The 20807-nt window shown below is 48.2% G+C and carries 21 protein-coding genes and 1 tRNA gene; 20 read left to right on the forward strand and 2 right to left on the reverse strand.

Going from position 1 to position 20807, the window contains the following annotated elements; translation table 11 throughout:
• Positions 1-28: 28 nt before the first annotated feature.
• From trxB to whiA, 4 genes are all read left to right on the forward strand, one after another.
• The gene (gene trxB, locus FO441_RS12300; RefSeq protein ID WP_145290732.1) at positions 29-973 is read left to right on the forward strand and encodes a thioredoxin-disulfide reductase; all 945 of its coding nucleotides are present in this window, start codon (positions 29-31) and stop codon (positions 971-973) included.
• A 164-nt stretch (positions 974-1137) separates the two neighbouring features.
• On the forward strand, positions 1138-2022 hold the full coding sequence (gene rapZ, locus FO441_RS12305; protein WP_145290735.1) for an RNase adapter RapZ: 885 nt from the start codon (positions 1138-1140) through the stop codon (positions 2020-2022).
• Entirely contained in the window at positions 2009-2989 is a 981-nt protein-coding gene (locus FO441_RS12310; RefSeq protein WP_145290738.1) for a gluconeogenesis factor YvcK family protein, read from the forward strand. Before rapZ ends, FO441_RS12310 begins: the two co-directional genes overlap by 14 nt.
• Before the next feature lie 19 nt (positions 2990-3008).
• Positions 3009-3956 (forward strand): DNA-binding protein WhiA, encoded by a 948-nt coding sequence (gene whiA / locus FO441_RS12315; protein ID WP_145290741.1) that lies wholly within the window; start codon positions 3009-3011, stop codon positions 3954-3956.
• 51 nt (positions 3957-4007) lie between these two features.
• On the opposite strand, the gene FO441_RS12320 is transcribed toward whiA, so the two are convergent.
• Entirely contained in the window at positions 4008-4949 is a 942-nt protein-coding gene (locus tag FO441_RS12320) for a TIGR01777 family oxidoreductase (protein ID WP_145290744.1), read from the reverse strand.
• Positions 4950-5060: 111 nt separating this feature from the next.
• A complete protein-coding gene (gene clpP / locus FO441_RS12325; protein ID WP_145290747.1) occupies positions 5061-5654 on the reverse strand; it encodes an ATP-dependent Clp endopeptidase proteolytic subunit ClpP in 594 nt (197 codons plus the stop codon).
• A 180-nt stretch (positions 5655-5834) separates the two neighbouring features.
• On the opposite strand from clpP, the gene FO441_RS12330 reads away from it, so the two are divergent.
• From FO441_RS12330 to FO441_RS12405, 16 genes are all read left to right on the forward strand, one after another.
• A tRNA-Arg gene (locus FO441_RS12330) sits at positions 5835-5906 on the forward strand.
• A gap of 19 nt (positions 5907-5925) precedes the next feature.
• A complete protein-coding gene (locus FO441_RS12335; RefSeq protein WP_237605479.1) occupies positions 5926-6711 on the forward strand; it encodes a threonine/serine exporter family protein in 786 nt (261 codons plus the stop codon).
• Positions 6712-6722: 11 nt separating this feature from the next.
• A complete protein-coding gene (locus FO441_RS12340) occupies positions 6723-7175 on the forward strand; it encodes a threonine/serine exporter family protein (RefSeq protein WP_145290753.1) in 453 nt (150 codons plus the stop codon).
• A 2-nt stretch (positions 7176-7177) separates the two neighbouring features.
• Positions 7178-7435 carry a glutaredoxin family protein gene (locus FO441_RS12345; protein ID WP_145290810.1) on the forward strand — a complete coding sequence of 86 codons (258 nt, stop codon included), beginning with the start codon at positions 7178-7180 and terminating at the stop codon, positions 7433-7435.
• 120 nt (positions 7436-7555) lie between these two features.
• Positions 7556-8578, forward strand: coding sequence for a sugar-binding transcriptional regulator (locus FO441_RS12350; protein WP_145290755.1), 1023 nt, complete (start codon positions 7556-7558; stop codon positions 8576-8578).
• A gap of 32 nt (positions 8579-8610) precedes the next feature.
• Complete coding sequence (gene gap, locus FO441_RS12355; protein ID WP_145290757.1) at positions 8611-9615, forward strand: type I glyceraldehyde-3-phosphate dehydrogenase; 1005 nt, start codon at positions 8611-8613, stop codon at positions 9613-9615.
• 102 nt (positions 9616-9717) lie between these two features.
• Positions 9718-10905: a phosphoglycerate kinase gene (locus tag FO441_RS12360; protein WP_145290760.1), complete on the forward strand. Its 1188-nt coding sequence runs from the start codon at positions 9718-9720 to the stop codon at positions 10903-10905.
• A 36-nt stretch (positions 10906-10941) separates the two neighbouring features.
• Entirely contained in the window at positions 10942-11694 is a 753-nt protein-coding gene (gene tpiA, locus FO441_RS12365; RefSeq protein WP_145290763.1) for a triose-phosphate isomerase, read from the forward strand.
• The gene (gene gpmI, locus FO441_RS12370) at positions 11691-13217 is read left to right on the forward strand and encodes a 2,3-bisphosphoglycerate-independent phosphoglycerate mutase (RefSeq protein ID WP_246095149.1); all 1527 of its coding nucleotides are present in this window, start codon (positions 11691-11693) and stop codon (positions 13215-13217) included. Before tpiA ends, gpmI begins: the two co-directional genes overlap by 4 nt.
• Before the next feature lie 65 nt (positions 13218-13282).
• Complete coding sequence (eno, locus tag FO441_RS12375; RefSeq protein WP_145290768.1) at positions 13283-14584, forward strand: phosphopyruvate hydratase; 1302 nt, start codon at positions 13283-13285, stop codon at positions 14582-14584.
• A 147-nt stretch (positions 14585-14731) separates the two neighbouring features.
• A complete protein-coding gene (locus tag FO441_RS12380; protein WP_145290771.1) occupies positions 14732-15706 on the forward strand; it encodes a LacI family DNA-binding transcriptional regulator in 975 nt (324 codons plus the stop codon).
• Between the two features lie 88 nt (positions 15707-15794).
• On the forward strand, positions 15795-17234 hold the full coding sequence (locus FO441_RS12385) for a glycoside hydrolase family 32 protein (RefSeq protein WP_145290774.1): 1440 nt from the start codon (positions 15795-15797) through the stop codon (positions 17232-17234).
• Positions 17234-18202 carry a carbohydrate kinase family protein gene (locus FO441_RS12390; RefSeq protein WP_145290777.1) on the forward strand — a complete coding sequence of 323 codons (969 nt, stop codon included), beginning with the start codon at positions 17234-17236 and terminating at the stop codon, positions 18200-18202. Before FO441_RS12385 ends, FO441_RS12390 begins: the two co-directional genes overlap by 1 nt.
• Entirely contained in the window at positions 18199-19635 is a 1437-nt protein-coding gene (locus tag FO441_RS12395; RefSeq protein WP_145290780.1) for a sucrose-specific PTS transporter subunit IIBC, read from the forward strand. The genes FO441_RS12390 and FO441_RS12395 overlap by 4 nt, the downstream gene beginning before the upstream one ends.
• 80 nt (positions 19636-19715) lie before the next feature.
• Positions 19716-19946 (forward strand): preprotein translocase subunit SecG, encoded by a 231-nt coding sequence (secG, locus tag FO441_RS12400; protein ID WP_145290782.1) that lies wholly within the window; start codon positions 19716-19718, stop codon positions 19944-19946.
• Positions 19947-20042: 96 nt separating this feature from the next.
• Complete coding sequence (locus FO441_RS12405; protein WP_145290785.1) at positions 20043-20789, forward strand: alpha/beta hydrolase; 747 nt, start codon at positions 20043-20045, stop codon at positions 20787-20789.
• The last annotated feature ends 18 nt before the right edge of the window (positions 20790-20807 follow it).

Raw genomic sequence — 20807 nt, forward strand, 5'->3', positions numbered from 1 at the left:
CGATATAGAAGAAAAGGAGTTTTGTCTCATGACTGAAGAAAATATCTATGATGTTGTCATCATCGGCGCAGGACCGGCAGGTATGACAGCTGCTGTCTATGCTTCCCGTGCCAACCTGAAAACGGTCATGCTGGAACGCGGCATGCCGGGCGGACAGATGGCAAACACTGAAGAAGTGGAGAACTTCCCGGGATTCGACTTCATTACAGGACCGGAACTATCCACTAAAATGTTCGAGCATTCTCAGAAATTCGGTGCCGAATATAAATATGGAGATATCAAATCCATTGAAGACCATGGAGAAATCAAAGTACTGAAAACAGGCAGTGAAGAGATTCACACGCGTGCGGTCATCATTGCGACGGGTGCCGAATACAAGAAGGTCGGTGTCGAAGGCGAAGATACGCTCGGCGGCCGTGGTGTCAGCTACTGTGCTGTATGTGATGGGGCATTCTTCAAAGAGAAGGAACTGGTCGTCATCGGTGGGGGCGACTCCGCAGTGGAAGAAGGCGTCTTCCTGACCAAATTCGCGAGCAAAGTGACGATTGTCCACAGAAGGGATCAGCTGCGTGCGCAGAAGATCCTTCAGGATCGTGCGTTCAAAAACGATAAGATCGATTTCATCTGGGATACGGAAATCCAGTCCATCAATGGCGAAAGCCGTGTTGAAAGCGTGACACTGCTCGATAAGAATACCGGTTCCGAGTATGATTATAAAGCAGATGGTGTCTTTGTATATGTCGGCATGAAGCCTCTGACAGCACCATTTGAAGGCTTGGGCATACTGAATGCGCTCGGTTACGTGGAAACAAATGATGAAATGGAAACAGCCATACCAGGTATTTTTGCAGCCGGCGACGTGCGCAACAAGACATTGCGCCAGATTGTCACTGCAACTGGAGACGGCAGTATCGCCGCCCAGAATGTACAGCATTATATTGAACATCTTGCAGATATGCAGGAAAGCAAATAACCACCTCCCCAGGGTTCCTCCTGGGGAATTTTTTTGTAGTACAGATGAGCCGGCAGGTTGAAAACAGAGTCTGGTATGCGTATCATATGTTATTGCTACAAAGCTTCTGACATGATTTAATTAATAGAAAGCACACATAAAACTACTTAAGAGGACGTGGGGCAATGAAGCAGCTGATTATTGTAACAGGCATGAGCGGCGCCGGAAAATCCGTAGCCATCGAAGCACTGGAGGATATGGGATACTTCTGCATCGACAACCTGCCGCCCATCCTGCTTCAGAAAGTGGTCGAACTGATGGAGACGACGGACGGCCAGATGGATCGTGTTGGTCTCGGTATCGATCTGAGAGGCAAGGAATTCTTCGACCGCCTCGTTGCAGAGATCGAAAAGCTGAGGGACCACCCGGATCTCGCTCTGGAAATCTTTTTCATCGATGCTTCGGATGATCGCCTTGTCACACGCTATAAGGAAACCCGCAGGGCCCATCCGCTGGATCATGAGATGAATCTGCTGGATGCCATTACGAAGGAGCGCGAGCTGCTGGATGAACTGAAAGGCCATGCGACACATATTCTCGATTCGACAAATACATCGGCAAAGGAACTCAGAGGCATGATGTTCGACAAGAATGCCGGTGAGAACCGCCCCGTGTTCAATGTGAATGTGATGAGTTTCGGTTTCAAGCACGGCATTCCGATTGATGCTGATCTTGTATTCGATGTGCGTTTTCTACCGAACCCGCACTATGTCGATGTACTGCGTCCCCAGACAGGACTGGATAAGCCGGTGTCCGACTATGTCCTGAAGTGGAAGGAAACGAAAGTATTCTATGCCAAACTCTATGATCTGCTCAAGTACATGCTCCCGCAGTTCATGAAGGAGGGCAAATCCCAGCTCATCATCGCCATCGGATGTACCGGTGGCCAGCATCGTTCGGTGACGCTTGCTGAGAAGCTGGTGCATGATATCAGTGAGGATTTTGATTTTGCAATCCGGGCGGTGCATAGGGATGCGCCGGTCAAAGGTTCAGAAAATGAAAAAGATTAGGATCACACTTGTCGGTGGCGGAACAGGTCTCAGTGTACTGGCCAGAGGCTTGAGAAAATATCCTGTTGATATATCCGCTATCGTATCCGTCGCTGATGATGGCGGATCGACCGGAATCATACGTGACCAGATTGATATGCCGGCACCGGGGGATATCAGAAACGTCATGACTGCACTGAGTGATGTGGAAACGAAACTTGAGAACCTGTTCGCCTACCGCTTCAGAAAAGAGGCGCTTGGCGGCCATGCGCTCGGTAATCTGATGCTTGCCGCCATGTATGACATGACAGGCGACTTCGCTGTGGCTGTCAAAGAACTGAGCAAAATTCTCAATGTGAAAGGGACGGTCATTCCATCGACCAACATCAGTCCAAAGCTTGCCGCAAGGATGGCAGACAATTCGATCATCGTCGGAGAGAGCTACATTCCGGAAGTGAAGCAGAAGATAGAGGAAGTCTACCTGATACCGAATGACACTGTAGCGACACCGGAAGCCATCGAGGCCATCGAAAAGTCGGATGTCATCGTCTTTGGACCAGGCAGCCTGTACACAAGCATCATACCGAACCTCATACCTGAAGGGATGAAGGAGGCAATCGGCAAGGCGCGGGGCATAAAAGTATATGTATCCAACATCATGACCCAGATCGGGGAGACTGTCGGCTATTCTGCAGCAGATCATCTGGACGCAATCAACAAGCATATGGGACACAATGCCATCGATTTCATCATCCTGAATGAAGAGGACATCAAAGGTCGCATATCCGACTACTACAACCGCAACGATATGACCACTGTGGAAAGCGACAGGGAGCGTCTGAAAGAGATGGGCGCGACTGTTGTAACCGATCATCGACTCGTCGAAATCGATGCAGAAGGTGCAGTGCGCCATGATAATAAGGTGCTGGCGGAGATCATATATGATATTGCCCTCAGGGAAATCAGCACACTGCAGTATAAGAAATAAACGATAAGGGCGTGATCGCATGTCATTTGCTTCCGAGATGAAAAATGAATTATCTAGGATCGAAGTGGAGCCATGCTGCATGAAGAGTGAACTGTCCGCACTCATCAAGATGAATGGGGCATTGAGTCATTTCAACGGAGAATGGATCATCAACATACAGACTGAAAATGCGGCGATAGCCAGAAGGATATTCACACTGATCCGTAATCTCTACGGGGTGGAAATAGAACTGCTCGTACGCAGAAAGATGAAGCTTAAAAAGAATAATGTATATATATCGCGCATCAAGAAGGACAGCAGGAAAGTGCTTGAGGATCTCGACATCATGAAGGACGGCGTGCTCTCCCATGAGGTCAGTGATACTGTCAAAAAGAATGAATGCTGCATCCGCAGCTACCTGCGCGGTGCTTTTCTTGCCGGAGGGTCAGTTAATAATCCTGAAACATCGGCCTACCACCTGGAAATATTCTCCCTGTATGAGGAACATGCAGAAAGTCTGACCGAACTGATGAACGGCTATGAGCTCAATGCCAAACATATAGAACGCAAACGGGGCTATATCACCTACTTGAAGGAAGCGGAGAAGATTGCAGAATTTCTGAGTCTGATCGGCGGCTATCAGGCACTTCTCAAGTTCGAGGATATCCGGATTGTCAGAGATATGAGAAACTCGGTCAACCGGCTCGTCAACTGCGAGACGGCCAACTTGAACAAGACAATCGGTGCGGCGATGCGCCAGGTTGAGAACATCCAGTTCATTGATCAGGAGATTGGTCTTGAAGAACTGCCCGAACGGCTCAGGGAAATCGCACGGCTGCGTGTGGAACATCAGGATGTGTCTTTGAAGGAGCTCGGAGAAATGGTGTCGACAGGCACCATTTCAAAGTCCGGCATCAACCACCGGTTGAGAAAGCTGGATACCATCGCAGACAAGCTGAGAAGCGGCGAAGAGATCATATTCAAATAAAAACGCGTGTACTTATAATCAAGTACACGCGTTTTGCCGTTTCAGATATGATCAGTCGGAGACCGTCTTCTTCTTGTCTTCAAGGTCGAAAATATTCTCAAGCGCGATTTCCAGAGTAGGGAAAACAAATTTGAAGTCATTTTCCATCAGGACTTCCGGCAGTACATACTGGCCTTTAAGAACCAGAATGGATTGTTCCCCGAGAATCTTTTCAATCAGAAAAGCCGGTGTCTTGAAGAAATCCGGACGGCCGAGCGCGGAACTCAGATACTTGGAGAAAGTTTTCTGTCTCAACGGCATCGGTGCTGTCATGTTGACTGGACCTCTGATGCTCGAATGTACGCCGGTATAGAGGAGGGCATTGAGCACATCGTCGATATGGATCCAGCTGTACCACTGTTCCCCGCTGCCAAGAGGTCCGCCCGCACCCAATCGGTATGGTATGCTCATTTTCGGCAAGGCACCTTCCTTTGAATCAAGGATGAGTCCGAAGCGGGCACAGACCACCCTGACGCCGAGGTCCTCGAATTTTTTGGCTTCATTTTCCCATGCAGTCACTACAGTCGATAGGAAATCATGCGCTGCAAACGTATCCGATTCCGTATAGCGCACACTTTTGCTCGCAGGATAGTAATTGATGCCGCTGGCACTGACAAGCGCACCCGGTGTGACTTCAGCCTGTGCCGCATAGCGTCTGAGCATGCGTGTCACATCCATTCTTGAATTATAGATGGCTTCCTTATGTTCATCCGTCCACTTATCCTGGAGTGAAGCCCCGGCAAGGTTGTATATGACATCAACTTTAAGCGGCATCTCATCCATCCATGCATCATCCTCCGGATGATCCGGGTCGTACTTTACATAATGGACATATGGATGATCGGAAGTGCGCTCGCTGCGGGTGAGTATATAGACATGATCGTATTCCTGCTTCAAAATCTCTGTCAGCCTTGATCCGACAAATCCTGTGCCGCCCGTAATCAGTACATTCATATCATCACGCTCCTTAATGTGATTATAACCTCTACGCACAGATCATAACCGATTTTTGGTCAAAAAAATAAAAAAGCCGGAAAATCTTCCGGCTTTTCGGGCAGTCCTCGACTAGCCCTGGAGTTTTTCAGGCTCCATGACTTCATCGACAAGACCGTATTCTTTTGCTTCTTCTGCTGTCATGAAGAAGTCGCGATCCGTATCCTTCTCGATTTTATCGAGAGGCTGATCCGTACGTTCAGCAAGAATCTTATTGAGCTTCTCACGTGTTCTCAGAATGTGCTTGGCTGCGATTTCGATTTCAGTCGCCTGACCTTGCGCACCACCGAGTGGCTGGTGGATCATCACTTCAGCGTTCGGCAGGGCAAACCTTTTGCCTTTGGCGCCTGCTGCCAGCAGGAAGGAACCCATGGATGCCGCCATACCGAGACAGATTGTCTGTACGTCCGGCTTGATGTGCTGGATTGTATCGTAGATTGCCATGCCGGCTGTAACGCTGCCGCCTGGTGAGTTGATATATAGGAAGATATCCTTTTCAGGGTCCTGAGCCTGCAGGAAGAGCAGCTGGCTGACTACGGAGTTTGCAACATTGTCATCGATGCCCGTACCGATCATGATGATCCTGTCCTTCAGCAGTCTCGAGTAGATGTCATAAGCACGTTCCCCGCGGTTTGTCTGTTCAATAACTGTAGGAATGAGATTCATTGTATTACCTCCTGGTATTGTGTTTGGCTTTCTTTCACTGATTCAGTTATACCATATTAGTCAAATAAGGTCAAAAGAAACACTTTGTGTAGAGAAGAGTAAAATTAAGGCTTTAATTCATTCTTATTTATTGCTATACTTATATTTGCTTTATTGCGTTCCGAAATATAATTTAATCATACCCCCGTGGTGTAATGGATAACACGTAAGATTCCGGTTCTTGAGATGGGAGTTCGATCCTCTCCGGGGGTGTTAGATCGAGGTGGGCCGTGTGAGTGGCGAACTTGAGGTTATGGAAGCTCCAGATAAAGTCCTTAGCGAAGATTTTGTGCGCGATGTATTCTACATTGCCGTCAATTGTGGCAAGATGCTGCTGGAAAGTGGAGCTGAAACATATCGGATTGAAGATACGATGCTGCGCATCGCATCCAGTTACGGTATTGAAAATGCCCAAGTATTCGTCACTCCCACGGTCATTATTTTTTCCATGAACGATTATGCGCTCACACAGACGGTACGCATCGACGAACGGGCCAACAATCTGGAGAAGATAATGAGCGTCAATGAGCTGTCGAGGCGTATTTCGGCAGGTCTGCCACTCAAGCGGGCAATCAGCAGTCTGGAAAAAATCCATAATACCGATTTTTTCCCCTTCTGGCTGGTTGTTCTCTCCGGTGGTGCCATCGGTTTTCTATTTCTGCTGCTTTTCGATGGTACAGCCGCCGACTTGCCGGCTGCTTTCATCGCCGGTGCCGGTGGGGTTTTCATCATGGAAGGCATCCAGCGCTATACAAGGGTCAAATTCTTTACTGAATTCTTCGCTGCCCTCTATATAGCGGTTGTTTCGATTGCGCTTGTCGAAAGCGGTTACGGCACCATGCTCGATACCATCATCATTGCCGGTGTCATGCCGCTTGTGCCTGGAGTACTGATTACGAATGCAATCCGGGAGATGATCCGCGGCCACCTGATGGCCGGCGTGATCAAAGGCGCGGAAGCCGCTCTGACGGCCATTGCCATCGGTGCAGGCGTCGGTCTGGTATTCCTGCTGGTATAGGAGGCGCACGAATGATCTATTTCTATCAATTTGTACTGAGCTTCTTCGCTTCTGCAAGTTTCGGCGTCCTCTTCAATGCGCCGAGGAAGGCACTGGCCAGCTGCGGCGTTACAGGGGCATTCGGCTGGCTTGTCTTCTACGCTTGCCGGGAAGCCGGGATGGATCTGATCCTGGCTACGTATCTGGGTGCAATCGCACTATCCATGATCGCAATCTTCTATTCACGCCATAAAAGAATGCCGATCATTGCGTTCATCACCTGCGGCATCATTCCGCTGGTGCCCGGCGGCCTTGCATATAATGCCATGCGTCACGTTGTACTGAAAGACTATATGACTGCTCTGGAGTATGGATTTGAAGCCGCACTGATTTCATTGGCCATCGCGATGGGCATCATCAGTACCGAAATGATCGATCAGGTATTGCAGGCAGTCAGAAAGAAACTGAAAAAAGAAAGGGTATGAATATGCTGGAACTGACATATTATACAAGAAAGAAATGTCCTTTATGCGATGAAGGAAAAGAACAGATCAACCTTGCACTGTCCGAACTCAGGTACAATGATGTCCAGATGAGGACTTTGGATATAGATGAGGACGAAGTGCTGCAGGAGGAATACATGATTCGTGTACCTGTGCTGATGCATGAAGGCAATGTCGTCCAGGAAGGCATCATCGATTTCGCCTATGTCTATGATTACTTGAAGACCCACCTGGGTAAATAACAGAATAGCGAAAGATAAATAATTGCATTATTTAATATGTATGATATATTAAGTGTGTAATTATTTTTTGTCCCTAGTGGGACGTAATACGTCTCACTTTAACGAGAGGTGTTGAGTCTCATGTGGCAAAAGCTATTGGACATCCAGAAACGCATAGCGCCGGAAATCATCATGGAATTGCAGAAACGCTCAAGCATACTGAAGCAGATTGAATCGCATCAGCCCATCGGACGCCGGACACTTGCCAGACAGCTCAACATGACGGAAAGGGTTCTGAGGAAGGAAGTGGATACACTTCAGAATCTCGACCTGATCGTCATTGATAAAAAAGGCATATCCATTTCCCGAGCGGGTATTGAAGTATTGCAGGATCTTTCACCTTTCATGACGACGCTCGACCGCAGAACGGATCTTGCACGCAGATTGAAGGAGAAGTACGCACTACAGGATTTCTTCATCATTCGTGGTGACGCCGATGACAATCCTGAACTTCAGCAGGCGCTGCCGAAGCTGATGGCCGAAGAGCTTCAGAAGATGCTCTTTGATGGCGCAGTCATTTCTGTAGCAGGCGGCTCTACGATGGCAAATGTAGGCAACCATCTCAAACCTGTCAATGAGCATGTACTTTTTGTACCGGCTCGCGGCGGGCTCGGGGAAGAAATCGGCAATCAGGCGAATTCCATCGCAAGCCGTCTTGCTACGGCTGCCGGTGGGGAGCACAAGGTGCTCCATGCCCCCGATAACGTCGGAGAAAATGTCTTCGAATCACTGAAGGCCGAGCCTTCGGTGATGGAAGTTGCTGAACTGAACAGGAAGTCGCATTATGTCATCCACGGCATCGGCGAAGCATTCACAATGGCACACCGGCGGAATGTCAGCCGGGAGACGCTCTCAGAGCTTGAAGAGAAGGAGGCAGTCGGTGAAGCCTTCGGCTACTACTTCAATGCTTGTGGCGATATCGTCAGCAAAGTCAGAACGATCGGCCTTCAGCTCGAAGATCTTGAAAGCAAGCAGGCCATACTTGCCGTTGCCGGAGGCAGCAGCAAGAAGGAGGCAGTCGGCGCCTACATGAAGATTGCACCGAAGAATACCGTACTTTTCATTGATGAGACCATCGCGCAATTTCTGTTGGATAGCAAATAATATTATATATGAAATCAAGGAGGCCATTAAACATGGTTAGAGTAGCAATTAATGGATTTGGACGTATCGGAAGACTGGCAGCGAGAGAAATTCAGAATTACGATGATATGCAGGTAGTTGCAGTAAACGACCTTACAGATGATGATTTCCTTGCACACCTTTTCAAATATGATACAACTCAGGGACGTTTTGAAGGCGAAGTCGAGCAGATTGAAGGCGGCTTCAAGATCAATGGCAACGAAATCAAATCCTTCAACCAGAAGAACCCGGCAGAACTGCCTTGGGGCGATCTGGATATCGATATAGTACTCGAGTGCACAGGTTTCTTCACCGACGAAGAAGGCGCGAGAAAGCACATCGAAGCCGGTGCCAAGCAGGTGCTCGTTTCTGCACCAGGCAAAGGCAATATGAAAACAATCGTCTACGGTGTCAACGAAGATGTACTCGATGGATCAGAGGAAGTTGTTTCCGCTGCTTCATGTACAACGAACTGCCTGGCACCGGTCGTCAAAGTGCTGAACGACGAGTTTGGTATCCAGAGCGGACTGATGACAACAATCCACGCATATACAGGCGACCAGAATACACTGGATGCACCGCACCCTAAAGGCGACTACCGCCGTGCACGTGCAGCAGCAGTGAACGTTGTGCCTAACTCCACAGGTGCTGCAAAAGCAATCGGTCAGGTGCTTCCTGAGCTTGAAGGCAAGCTTGACGGTGGTGCGCAACGTGTACCGGTACCAACAGGTTCCCTGACAGAAGTAACAACAGTACTTGAAAAATCAGTCACAGTTGAAGAAGTGAACGAAGCGATGAAAAATGCTGAGAACCCTTCTTTCGGCTATAATGAAGATCAGATCGTCTCTTCTGACATCATCGGCATCAAAGCAGGTTCACTCTTCGATGCGACACAGACACGTGTCCTTGATGTAGACGGCAAACAGCTCGTACGTACAGTTGCATGGTACGACAATGAAATGTCCTATACTGCCCAGCTTGTCAGAACACTTAACCACATGGTGAAAAGCAATCAGTAAGTTTGATTAATAAAAACGGGCGGGGAACCGCCCGTTTTTATTTTATTCCGATTTATAGATGGGTATAATGAAGATGAACAGAAAAGCATAGGAGGCACGGCAATGAAAAAAACTGTAGAAGATGTTGAACTGAAAGGCAAGAAAGTATTGCTTCGCGCTGACTTGAATGTCCCGATGTCGGATGGGGAAATCACGAACGACAACCGTATTGTACAGGCACTCCCTACAATCAGGTATATCATTGAACAGGGCGGAAAGGTCATTCTTTTCTCCCACCTCGGCAAAGTGAAGACGGAAGAGGACAAGAAGGATAAGACGCTGCAGCCGGTCGCTGAAAGACTGACCGAACTGCTGGATACGGATGTCGCATTCGTTCCCCACACACGTGGAGAAGCGCTTGAACAGGGTATCAGCAATCTTGAAGATGGCGGCATCCTGATGTTCGAAAACACCCGTTTCGAAGATATCGATGGCAAGAAGGAAAGCGGCAATGACCCGGAACTCGGCAAGTACTGGGCATCACTTGGTGATATCTTCGTCAATGATGCATTCGGTACAGCACACAGAAGCCACGCTTCGAATGTAGGCATCGGCAATAATCTGGAGACAGTATCCGGCTACCTCATGCAGAAGGAGATCGACTTCATCGGCGGTGCAATCGATGCGCCTGAACGCCCATTCGTCGCCATTCTCGGTGGTGCAAAAGTATCCGATAAGATCGGTGTCATCAAGAACGTACTCGATAAGGCAGACCGTGTCATCATCGGTGGCGGCATGGCCTATACATTCTTCAAGGCACAGGGCAAGGAGATCGGCAAGTCGCTGCTTGAAGAAGACAAGGTGGACATGGCCAGAACACTGCTCGAGGAATCAGGCGATAAGATTGTGCTGCCTGTCGATGTCGTTGCAGCAGAAGACTTCGCTCCTGATGCCAAGCATAGAACGGTTTCTGTAGATGAAATTCCTGCGGACATGGAATGCCTCGACATTGGTGAGAAGACGGTTGAGAGATTCAAGGAAGTACTTGAAGGTGCGAAGACAGTCGTATGGAATGGGCCGATGGGCGTATTCGAAATGGAGAACTTCGCCAAAGGTACAATCGGTGTATGCAAAGCCATTGCTGAACTGGATGAGGCGACAACAATCATCGGTGGCGGCGACTCTGCAGCTGCAGCCATGGACCTTGGATATGCGGACGATTTCTCTCATATCTCTACAGGCGGCGGTGCATCTCTTGAGTATCTGGAAGGCAAGGAACTTCCAGGGCTTTCCGTAATCGACGATAAGTAGACAGCGTTTGATTTCAACAATATGAGGAGGAAGATTATGAGAACCCCATTTATAGCAGGAAACTGGAAGATGAACAAAACGATTTCAGAAGGCAATGAATTTATTGACGCACTTGGCGAACTGCCGAGAAGTTCCGAAGTGGAAAGCGCAATATGTGCCCCATTCATCCACCTGCCTTCACTGGTTGAAAAGACGAAAGACTTGGAAATCGGCGTCGGTGCACAAAACAGTCATTTCGAAGACAGTGGTGCATTTACGGGAGAAGTTTCTCCATCCATGCTCAAGGACCTTGGCGTACAGTACGTCATCATCGGCCACTCCGAGCGCAGGGAGCACTTCAATGAAACGGATGAGACAGTGAACAGGAAGGCGCATGCACTCCATGCCAAAAATCTTGTGCCGATCATCTGCTGTGGCGAAACGGATGAAGAGCGTGAATCGGGCAAGGCGACGGACAAGGTGAAGGATCAGATTTCAAAAGCATTGGATGGCTTGACTGAAGACCAGGTCAAAGCATCCGTCATTGCGTATGAGCCGATTTGGGCGATTGGTACAGGCAAGTCTGCAACAAGCGAAGATGCCAATGAAATGTGCGGTATCATCCGTGAGACGATCGCTTCGCTATACGATGATGGGACGGCGGAAGCGGTGCGCATCCAGTATGGTGGTTCCGTAAAACCTGAAAACGTCAAGGAGTATATGGCACAGGCGCATATTGATGGTGCACTCGTCGGTGGCGCCTCCTTGAAGCCTGATTCCTTCGTTCAACTGTTGGAAGGTGCTAAATAATGTCCAAACCAGTAGGTCTGATCATTCTCGATGGCTTCGCCAACAGGGATGAGGAAAAAGGGAATGCCGTCAAAGCGGCCAAAAAGCCCAATTTCGACCGGTTCTTCGAAAAGTATCCGCATAACGAGCTTCTGGCAAGCGGACTTGACGTCGGCCTGCCGGAAGGCCAGATGGGGAATTCCGAAGTGGGTCACCTCAATATCGGTGCTGGACGTATCGTCTATCAGAGTCTGACAAGAATCAACAAATCCATTGAAGATGGGGACTTCTACAATAATGAAGTACTCCTCGATACAATGGAGCATGTCAATGATAATAACAGCGCTCTGCACGTCATGGGTCTTTTGAGTGACGGCGGCGTCCATTCGCACTATGAGCATATGTTCGCCATACTCAGGATGGCCAAGGAAAAGGGAGTGGAAAACGTCTATGTTCATGCCTTTCTGGATGGTCGGGATGTTTCGCAGGACTCTGCCATCAGATATGTTCAGGAATCCGAAAAGCGTTTTGAGGAGATCGGCATCGGTGAGTTTGCCACAGTAAGCGGCAGATACTATGCCATGGACCGCGACCAGCGATGGGACCGGGAGGAAATGGCCTATCAGGCGATCTCAAATGGTGTCGGCAAGAGGTATGCCAGTGCCGAAGCCGGCATCAGGGCAAGCTATGACGAAGGCATCTATGACGAATTCGTCAAGCCGTTCATCGTTTTCGGACATGATGGCGACTACGACCGGGGCGTGATGAATGATGATGCAGTCATCTTCTACAACTTCCGTCCCGACCGTGCCGCACAGCTGTCCGAAATCTATACCAACCAGGAATTCATGGGATTCGAGATCGACAGGAAGTACTCCGATCTTAAATTTGTCACTTTCACCAAGTATAGTGATAATGTACTGGCAGACGTTGTATTTGAAAAGAAGGACATCGTCAACACCATCGGTGAGGTTGTATCGAAAGCCGGGAAGCAGCAGCTGCGCATTGCAGAAACTGAAAAGTTCCCACATGTCACCTACTTCATGAGCGGGGGACGCCACAAGGAGTTTGACGGTGAACGCAGAGTGCTTGTGGATTCGCCGAGAGTGCCGACGTACGATTTGAAACCGGAAATGAGCGCCTATGAAGTGCGGGACAGATGTCTTGAGGAGCTTCGTAAAGAAGACCTTGATATGGTCATCCTGAACTTCGCCAATCCGGATATGGTCGGCCATAGTGGTATGCTGGAGCCGACAGTCAAAGCCATTGAAGCGGTGGATGAGTGTCTCGGACCGATTGTGGACGAGATCATCGCCCAGGGCGGAACGGCAATCATCACGGCGGACCACGGCAATTCGGACGAAGTGACAACGATCGATGGAGAACCGATGACTGCACACACGACAAACCCTGTGCCGGTAATCGTCACCAGAGAAGGCGCAGAAGTGAAAAGCGGTCGTCTGGCGGACCTTTCCCCGACGATTCTTGATCTGATGGGGATTGAACAGCCGGAAGAAATGACAGGAGAAAGTCTGATCAGATGATTATTGCCGAAAAGAACATCTTTTCGGGTAATAATATAGAAACCAACAAAAAAGGAGACATTGCTATGCCATTAATTACAGATGTTTATGCACGTGAAGTTCTTGACTCCCGGGGCAATCCGACAGTCGAGGTGGAAGTACTGACAGAAAGCGGCGCTTTCGGTCGCGCACTGGTTCCTTCAGGTGCTTCCACAGGAGAATACGAAGCTGTTGAACTGCGTGACGGAGATGACACACGCTACCTTGGAAAAGGTGTCGAAGAAGCAGTTGAGAACGTCAACGAAGTCATTGGACCTGAACTTGTCGATGGCGAATTCAGTGTACTTGAGCAGGTGTCCATCGATAAGATGATGATCGCACTTGACGGTACTGAAAACAAAGGCAAGCTTGGCGCCAATGCCATTCTTGGTGTATCAATGGCTGTAGCGAAAGCAGCTGCAGATTTCCTTGGACAGCCACTCTACAAATATCTGGGTGGATTCAATGCAGTCCAGCTTCCAGTACCGATGATGAACATCATCAATGGCGGGGAGCATGCGGATAACAACGTGGACATCCAGGAATTCATGATCATGCCGGTCGGTGCGGAATCATTCAAGGAAGGCCTGCGCATGGGTGCTGAAATCTTCCACAATCTGAAAAAGGTACTGAAAGATAAAGGCTACAACACAGGCGTCGGTGATGAAGGTGGATTCGCACCGAACCTCGGTTCCAACGAGGAAGCACTATCCACAATCATCGAAGCAGTGAAAAAAGCCGGATACAAGCCTGGAGAACAGATCCGTCTCGCAATGGATGCTGCATCCAGCGAGTTCTATGATCCGGATACAAAGAAATATGAGCTTAAAGGCGAAGGCAAATCGTACACATCAGAAGAGATGGTCAACTGGTATGCTGAAATGATCGAGAAGTATCCAATCATCTCAATTGAAGACGGACTGGACGAGAATGACTGGGAAGGTACAAAACTTCTGACAGAAAAACTCGGTTCAAAAGTCCAGCTTGTCGGTGATGACCTCTTCGTTACAAACACGAAGAAGCTTGCCCGTGCCATCGAAGAAGGCGTCGGCAACTCCATTCTGATCAAAGTGAACCAGATCGGTACACTGACAGAGACATTCGAAGCAATCGAAATGGCGAAACGCGCCGGATATACAGCAGTCATCTCCCACCGTTCCGGTGAAACAGAAGATACGACAATCGCTGATATCGCTGTCGCTGTCAATGCAGGACAGATCAAGACAGGTGCACCATCCCGTACTGACCGCGTAGCAAAATACAATCAACTCCTCAGAATCGAAGACGAGCTGTTCGAAACAGCAAAATATTCAGGACTTGCTTCATTCTACAACCTGGATCAGAAGTAGAAGAAGTTGATTTGATGGCAGCCCCTTTTCAGGGGCTGTTTTTTTTGGTGGATCAGATGGTCGACTGCTTATGCCATGTATCGTTAATGAGAAAGTATCCTGTGATATACTATAGTTCAAACTCAATGATTCAAAGTGGTGAGGCTAATGAATATAGAGAAGATCAGTCAACTGGCCGGTGTATCGAAGAGCACCGTATCCAGGTATTTGAATAACGGGTCTGTCAGTCAGAGGACCAAAGAGAAAATAGAAAAAATCATCAAGACACATAATTATGAACCGAACCGTTTTGCCCAGAGCCTGAAAGCCAAGCGTACCAACATGCTCGGTGTGATCGTACCCAGAGTGGATTCGTTTGCTGCGAATGAAACTTTCAAGGGGATTGATAAAGTGCTCCATGACTCCGGTTTACAGTCCATCATATATTATACTAATCAAGATATAAATCGTGAGATGGAAGGGCTGAAAGCTCTTTTCAATCAGCGTGTGGATGGTATTATACTGATGGCAACCCATATGACGGCCGAACATATGTCCATCATAAACAGTGTGGATATACCAGTGGTCATCGTGGGGCAATTTTCAGAAGGCGTTCATTGCATCATCCACGATGATTACGGGGCAGGGCGGAAAATGGCGGAATATATAGCCCGTTACTTCAAGGACGACCTTTTGTACCTCGGTGTCTCCGATACGGATGAAGCAGTAGGGATAAAAAGGCGGGATGGCGTGTTGGATTATTTCGACACTCTGGGAATAACATGTAAAACGGCAGAGACCTCCTTCAATTATAGTGAGGCATTCGATGATATAGGCGTCATCTTCGAAGCCTCTGTACCTGAAGTCATGATCTGCGCAACCGATAATATTGCACTGGCAGCCTTGAAGCATGCAATTGAACGCGGCATCAGTGTTCCGGATGAACTGTCCATCACAGGTTTTGGAGGATATAATACGACAAACATCGTCACGCCGACTTTGACGACTGTGCGATTTGGTTATTTCGAAGCAGGTGAAAAGGCGGCTGAAAGCATACTGAAACTGATCGATGGAGAGCGTATTTCAATGATACAGCATGTAGGAAATGAACTAATTATAAATGAAAGCGTTGACAAAAAATAAAATCAGGTATAAAGTTTAAGTGAACAAAGCGGTTCACTTTTTTTTTAATGCTTATTGGAACCGGTTCCGAAAAGAAAGGGGTACTGTTATGAAAGAGTGGTCACGGACAGAGCGCTACAGAAAAATCGAAGATGTTTTCATAGAGGAATATGAGGCCCTATTGCATAGTGTTGAAAAAGCAAGATGGCGTCAGAAGTTCCATGTGCAGCCAGTCTCCGGGTTACTGAATGATCCGAACGGACTGGTTCAGAAGGGAGATACTTATCATATCTTCTTCCAGTGGTTTCCGCTTGGTGCGGTTCATGGATTAAAGTATTGGTATCATGCTTCTTCAAAAGATCTGATCGAATTCAAATATGAAGGTGCAGCAAATATTCCGGACACGACCTGGGAGTCCCATGGTGCCTATTCCGGTTCGGCGCTCCTCCATGAAGAGGATATCCAGATCTTCTATACAGGCAACCATAGAAGCGAAGATTGGAATCGGACCCCATATCAGATCCGTGGGGTATTCAACGAAGAGACAGGTGTAGTCGAAGAGAAAGAGCCGGTTATAGAAGGACCTCATCCCGGCTACACGGAGCACTACCGCGATCCGAAAGTGTGGCGTCATGAAGACACCTTCTACATGATTGTCGGAGCCCAAACGACTGGAGGACGAGGGTGTGTGGTACTTTATCATTCCAAAGACCTGAAGGAGTGGCGTTTCCATGCTGAGGTAAAGACGGGGCTGGCTGATTTTGGTTATATGTGGGAATGTCCTGACATGTTCAACCTTAATGGGTATGATGTTCTGCTTTTTTCTCCACAAGGCATTGCAAATGACACGGGTTATCTGAATGTATATCAATCAGGGTGCATTGTCGGACAATTCGATTACGAAACGGCTGTTATGGATCATGACGCATTTCATCTTATGGATTACGGGTATGATTTCTACGCCCCTCAGACGTTTGAAAATAGTTCGGGAGAGCGCATCCTTATTGGGTGGATGGGCTTGCCGGAAACCGGCTATCCAAGTGACGAAGATGGATGGGCGCACTGTCTCACTATTCCAAGGAAACTATCGATTGAAAATGGTCGTCTGTTCCAGGAACCTATTCCTCAGTTGATGAAATATAGAAAAGCACATGACAGCAGGTATAAAGGATCCAAAATAGTCGACCTGCCTGAAACATACGATCTTGAAGTAAACGTGAGAACGATGGACGATTTCACACTTTGTCTCCTGGATAGCGGAGATGAATATTTTGAAATCACGTATTCCAGCAGCAGATCAGAAATCCAAATCAGAAGACACTTCAACCACGAGGTCGAGTGCAGGTATCCGGAATACCGGAAGGCAGCGTTGGAGGAGCCGGTGCATCATTTGAGAGCCATTGTTGATGTCAGTAGTATAGAGCTTTTCATCAACCATGGAAAATATGTTTTCACGAGCAGGATGTTCAGTGAAGCGAGCACTCATGATATCAGTGCCCACAATATCAGTTTGGATGATCTGAATATATATGAACTGGAGGTCGAGTAATGAAACGTCTATTTACAATGGGAGAAGCACTGATTGACTTCATCCCTGAAGAAAAAGGAACGAAGTTGAAGGATGTTGGTGGGTTTGAACCCCAGGTTGGTGGTGCGCCGGCAAATGTTGCTGCAACTCATGCGATTCTTGGCGGGGAATCTTTCTTGCTGACACAGCTTGGCGTAGATGCTTTTGGTGACAAGATTCTGGATACGCTGGAAGGTGCGGGCGTCAAAACAGAATACATTACTCGTACACAACAGGCAAATACCGGTTTGGCTTTCGTTTCGCTCGATGACACAGGAAACAGGGACTTTTCATTTTATAGGAATCCCTCTGCCGATCTGCTCTATCATCCTTCACAAATTGATGGGATAGAGTTCAGCGCGGACGATATTCTTCACTTCTGCTCGGTCGACCTAGTAGAAAGTGACATGAAATTGGCACATGAGGCTGCAATAGGGAAGATGAAGACGGCTGGCGGCACGATTATATTCGATCCCAACATTCGCCTGCCGCTCTGGGAGGATAAGGCAGCTTATCAGGAGACGGTACAATCTTTTATTCCTATGGCTGACATCATCAAGGTATCGGATGAGGAGATTCGGTTCATCACTGGCATCGAAGATGAAAAAAAGGCGATTTCAGCGCTTTTTACCGGAAATGTAAAAGTAGTTATTTTCACAAAAGGACCTGATGGCAGCGAAGTCATCCTGAAGGATAACACCATGTTCAGCCACCCTGGGTACACTGTACTGACAGTCGACACGACTGGGGCAGGGGATGCCTTTATCGGTGCCGTCATACATAAGTTGACGGAGAGTGGATCTTCTCCCTACAGTACATTGGCAGAGACGGGACGGGAAGTACTCGGATTCGCCAATGCCGTCGGGGCGATGACGACGATGAAAAAAGGTGCAATCAGCAGCATACCGGATAAGCATGAAGTCGAAACATTTATGGGAGGTTTGCAATGAACTACAACGATGAAGCAAAAAAGATAATCGAAGCGCTCGGAGGCGAAGTGAACATCGACGCGATGACGCACTGTGCGACGCGTCTGAGAATGGTGTTGAATGACGAAGGTCTGGTCGATGAAAAAACGCTCAGCGATATGGATATTGTCAAAGGCACATTCTCTACCGGAGGACAGTATCAGATCATCATAGGCACCGGCACTGTAAACACAGTATTCAATGAGATGTCAAAAATCACCGGCAAGGAGGCATCGACAAAATCGGAAGTATCCCAAAGGTCCAATAAAAAGATGAACCCAATACAGCAATTCGTTAAAATGCTGTCAGACATCTTTGTGCCAATCATACCAGCCATTGTTGCTGGAGGGCTGCTCATGGGTATAAACAACTTGCTGGTTGCCGAAGGACTATTCTATGATGAAGCCTCTGTCATAGAAGCCAATCCAGGTTTGGCTGACCTGGCGAATATGATTGATATATTCGCCAATGCGCCTTTTGTATTTCTGCCTATATTGATAGGGTTCAGTGCTACGCGAAGATTTGGAGGCAATCCTTACCTTGGTGCAGCCCTCGGCATGCTGCTGGTCCACCCTGCCCTCATGAATGGATATGATTATCCGAATGCTGTGGCAGCAGGTGATCCGATTCCTTCTTGGGATATCTTCTCCCTCTCCATTGAGCAGGTCGGGTACCAGGGACAGGTATTACCGATACTTGTAGCAAGTTGGATACTCGCCAAACTTGAAATCCAGTTCAGAAAAATCGTCCCTTCCGCCCTAGACATCATACTTACACCGCTGTTTTCACTTTTCATTACAGGGTTTGTCACGTTCCTTTTTGTAGGACCATTGACACGCACAGCAGGGGATTTCCTGTCAGGAGGACTGATGTGGCTCTATGATTTTGGTGGCCCTGTAGGTGCAGCATTATTCGGTCTATTCTACGCTCCGATAGTCATTACTGGTATGCACCACAGCTTCATCGCGATTGAGACCCAGCTGATTGCCAACCAGGCGTCTACCGGTGGTTCTTTCATCTTCCCGATCGCTTCCATGTCGAATGTCGCGCAAGGTGCTGCAGCTCTGGCAGTCTTTGTCATCATCAAAGGTAAGAAGATGAAAGGGACGGCCTCCGCTGCCGGAATTTCCGCACTGCTCGGCATAACGGAACCAGCAATGTTCGGTGTCAATCTGAAACTCAGATATCCGTTTATCGGAGCAATCATCGGTTCGGCGGTCGGTGCATTCTTCGTTGGTCTGTTCGATGTCAAAGCGACAGCCCTTGGTGCAGCTGCCATTCCGGGAATCATTTCAATCGTACCGACTGACATCCCATATTTCATCATATCCATAGCCATAGCCATTGTGACAGCATTTGCAGTAACGTTTGCATTGTCGAGAATGAGTCGGTTCAAAGATGCGGAGAATGAATAGGAGGCACCAGGTCAAGTTTGCAATCCATCCGTATTTCTGATAGAATTTCTAATGTTACTATCATTCGGAGGGATTACCACATGCAAACATTACTCGTTGTGCTTCTGATTATCGTTTGTATATCTTTAATTGCAGTGGTATTGCTACAGTCAGGGAAAAGTGCCGGCCTTTCAGGTGCAATCGGTGGCGGTGCAGAGCAATTATTTGGTAAACAAAAAGCGCGTGGCATGGATCTCATACTTCATAGGGCAACGGTCATACTGTCATTGTTGTTCTTCATGATCATGCTGCTGCTCACATATTTAAGCTAATGAACGGAGCCCCCTATGATATAGGGGGTTTTTATTTTTCTAAGAGCAGTTTTTGACGTACAATGAAATTAGTGAATTGAAAGTAGGGTATAAATAATGAAGATACAGTTACCGCAACCATTTTTCTTTGAAGAAGGAGAGCAGGCAGTGCTGCTGCTTCATGGATTCACCGGTAATTCATCGGATGTCAGACAGCTCGGACGCTATCTTCAGAAGCAGGGCATCACGTCATATGCACCCCATTACGAGGGGCATGCAGAACCGCCTGAGAATCTGCTCAGATCAAGTCCGCATGTATGGTGGTCGGAAGTGCTCCAAGCCTATGACTTTCTCGTGGAACGCGGATATGAGAAGATTTTTGTTGCCGGCCTCTCCCTGGGTGGCGTATTTGCAGTACGGCTCGCGACAGTGCGTGATGTCGTCGGCATCGCGACAATCTGCAGTCCGATGTACCTGAAGGATCGGGAGACGATGTACGAAGGGGTGCTTGAGTACGCCCGTGGATTCAAAAAGATGGAAGGCAAGACAAAAGAGGAAATCGAGCGGGAGATGACGAAGTTTGAGCCGACCGGGATGCTGGATGAAGTGCGTGATATGATTGCACGCGCCAAGGACAGCCTGCCGGACGTGTTCGTTCCTCTCTTTGTCGCTCAATCCGAACAGGATCAGATGATCAACCCGGATTCTGCAAATATCATCTTTGAAGAAGCTTCTACGGAAGATGAGGAGAAACAGCTCAAGTGGTACCCGGAGTCCGGTCACGTTCTGACAATAGATAAGGAAAAACAGCAACTTTTCGAAGATATACACGCATTTATGGACCAGCTCGACTGGGATGCGTAATAGGAGTAGGAGGCAGAT

It is taken from the genome of Salinicoccus cyprini, assembly GCF_007713705.1.
Classification (GTDB): Bacteria; Bacillota; Bacilli; order Staphylococcales; family Salinicoccaceae; genus Salinicoccus; species Salinicoccus cyprini.

Bases quoted from the DNA above. Each gene is read 5' to 3' on its own strand.
- clpP (WP_145290747.1), bottom strand. From the start codon at position 5,654: ATGAATCTCATTCCTACAGTTATTGAACAGACAAACCGCGGGGAACGT.
- FO441_RS12345 (WP_145290810.1), top strand. From the start codon at position 7,178: ATGCTGGAACTGACATATTATACAAGAAAGAAATGTCCTTTATGCGAT.
- FO441_RS12320 (WP_145290744.1), bottom strand. From the start codon at position 4,949: ATGAATGTACTGATTACGGGCGGCACAGGATTTGTCGGATCAAGGCTG.
- FO441_RS12405 (WP_145290785.1), top strand. From the start codon at position 20,043: ATGAAGATACAGTTACCGCAACCATTTTTCTTTGAAGAAGGAGAGCAG.
- trxB (WP_145290732.1), top strand. From the start codon at position 29: ATGACTGAAGAAAATATCTATGATGTTGTCATCATCGGCGCAGGACCG.
- FO441_RS12350 (WP_145290755.1), top strand. From the start codon at position 7,556: ATGTGGCAAAAGCTATTGGACATCCAGAAACGCATAGCGCCGGAAATC.
- gap (WP_145290757.1), top strand. From the start codon at position 8,611: ATGGTTAGAGTAGCAATTAATGGATTTGGACGTATCGGAAGACTGGCA.
- FO441_RS12380 (WP_145290771.1), top strand. From the start codon at position 14,732: ATGAATATAGAGAAGATCAGTCAACTGGCCGGTGTATCGAAGAGCACC.
- rapZ (WP_145290735.1), top strand. From the start codon at position 1,138: ATGAAGCAGCTGATTATTGTAACAGGCATGAGCGGCGCCGGAAAATCC.
- tpiA (WP_145290763.1), top strand. From the start codon at position 10,942: ATGAGAACCCCATTTATAGCAGGAAACTGGAAGATGAACAAAACGATT.
- FO441_RS12390 (WP_145290777.1), top strand. From the start codon at position 17,234: ATGAAACGTCTATTTACAATGGGAGAAGCACTGATTGACTTCATCCCT.
- FO441_RS12310 (WP_145290738.1), top strand. From the start codon at position 2,009: ATGAAAAAGATTAGGATCACACTTGTCGGTGGCGGAACAGGTCTCAGT.
- FO441_RS12395 (WP_145290780.1), top strand. From the start codon at position 18,199: ATGAACTACAACGATGAAGCAAAAAAGATAATCGAAGCGCTCGGAGGC.
- FO441_RS12385 (WP_145290774.1), top strand. From the start codon at position 15,795: ATGAAAGAGTGGTCACGGACAGAGCGCTACAGAAAAATCGAAGATGTT.
- FO441_RS12340 (WP_145290753.1), top strand. From the start codon at position 6,723: ATGATCTATTTCTATCAATTTGTACTGAGCTTCTTCGCTTCTGCAAGT.
- eno (WP_145290768.1), top strand. From the start codon at position 13,283: ATGCCATTAATTACAGATGTTTATGCACGTGAAGTTCTTGACTCCCGG.
- secG (WP_145290782.1), top strand. From the start codon at position 19,716: ATGCAAACATTACTCGTTGTGCTTCTGATTATCGTTTGTATATCTTTA.
- whiA (WP_145290741.1), top strand. From the start codon at position 3,009: ATGTCATTTGCTTCCGAGATGAAAAATGAATTATCTAGGATCGAAGTG.
- FO441_RS12360 (WP_145290760.1), top strand. From the start codon at position 9,718: ATGAAAAAAACTGTAGAAGATGTTGAACTGAAAGGCAAGAAAGTATTG.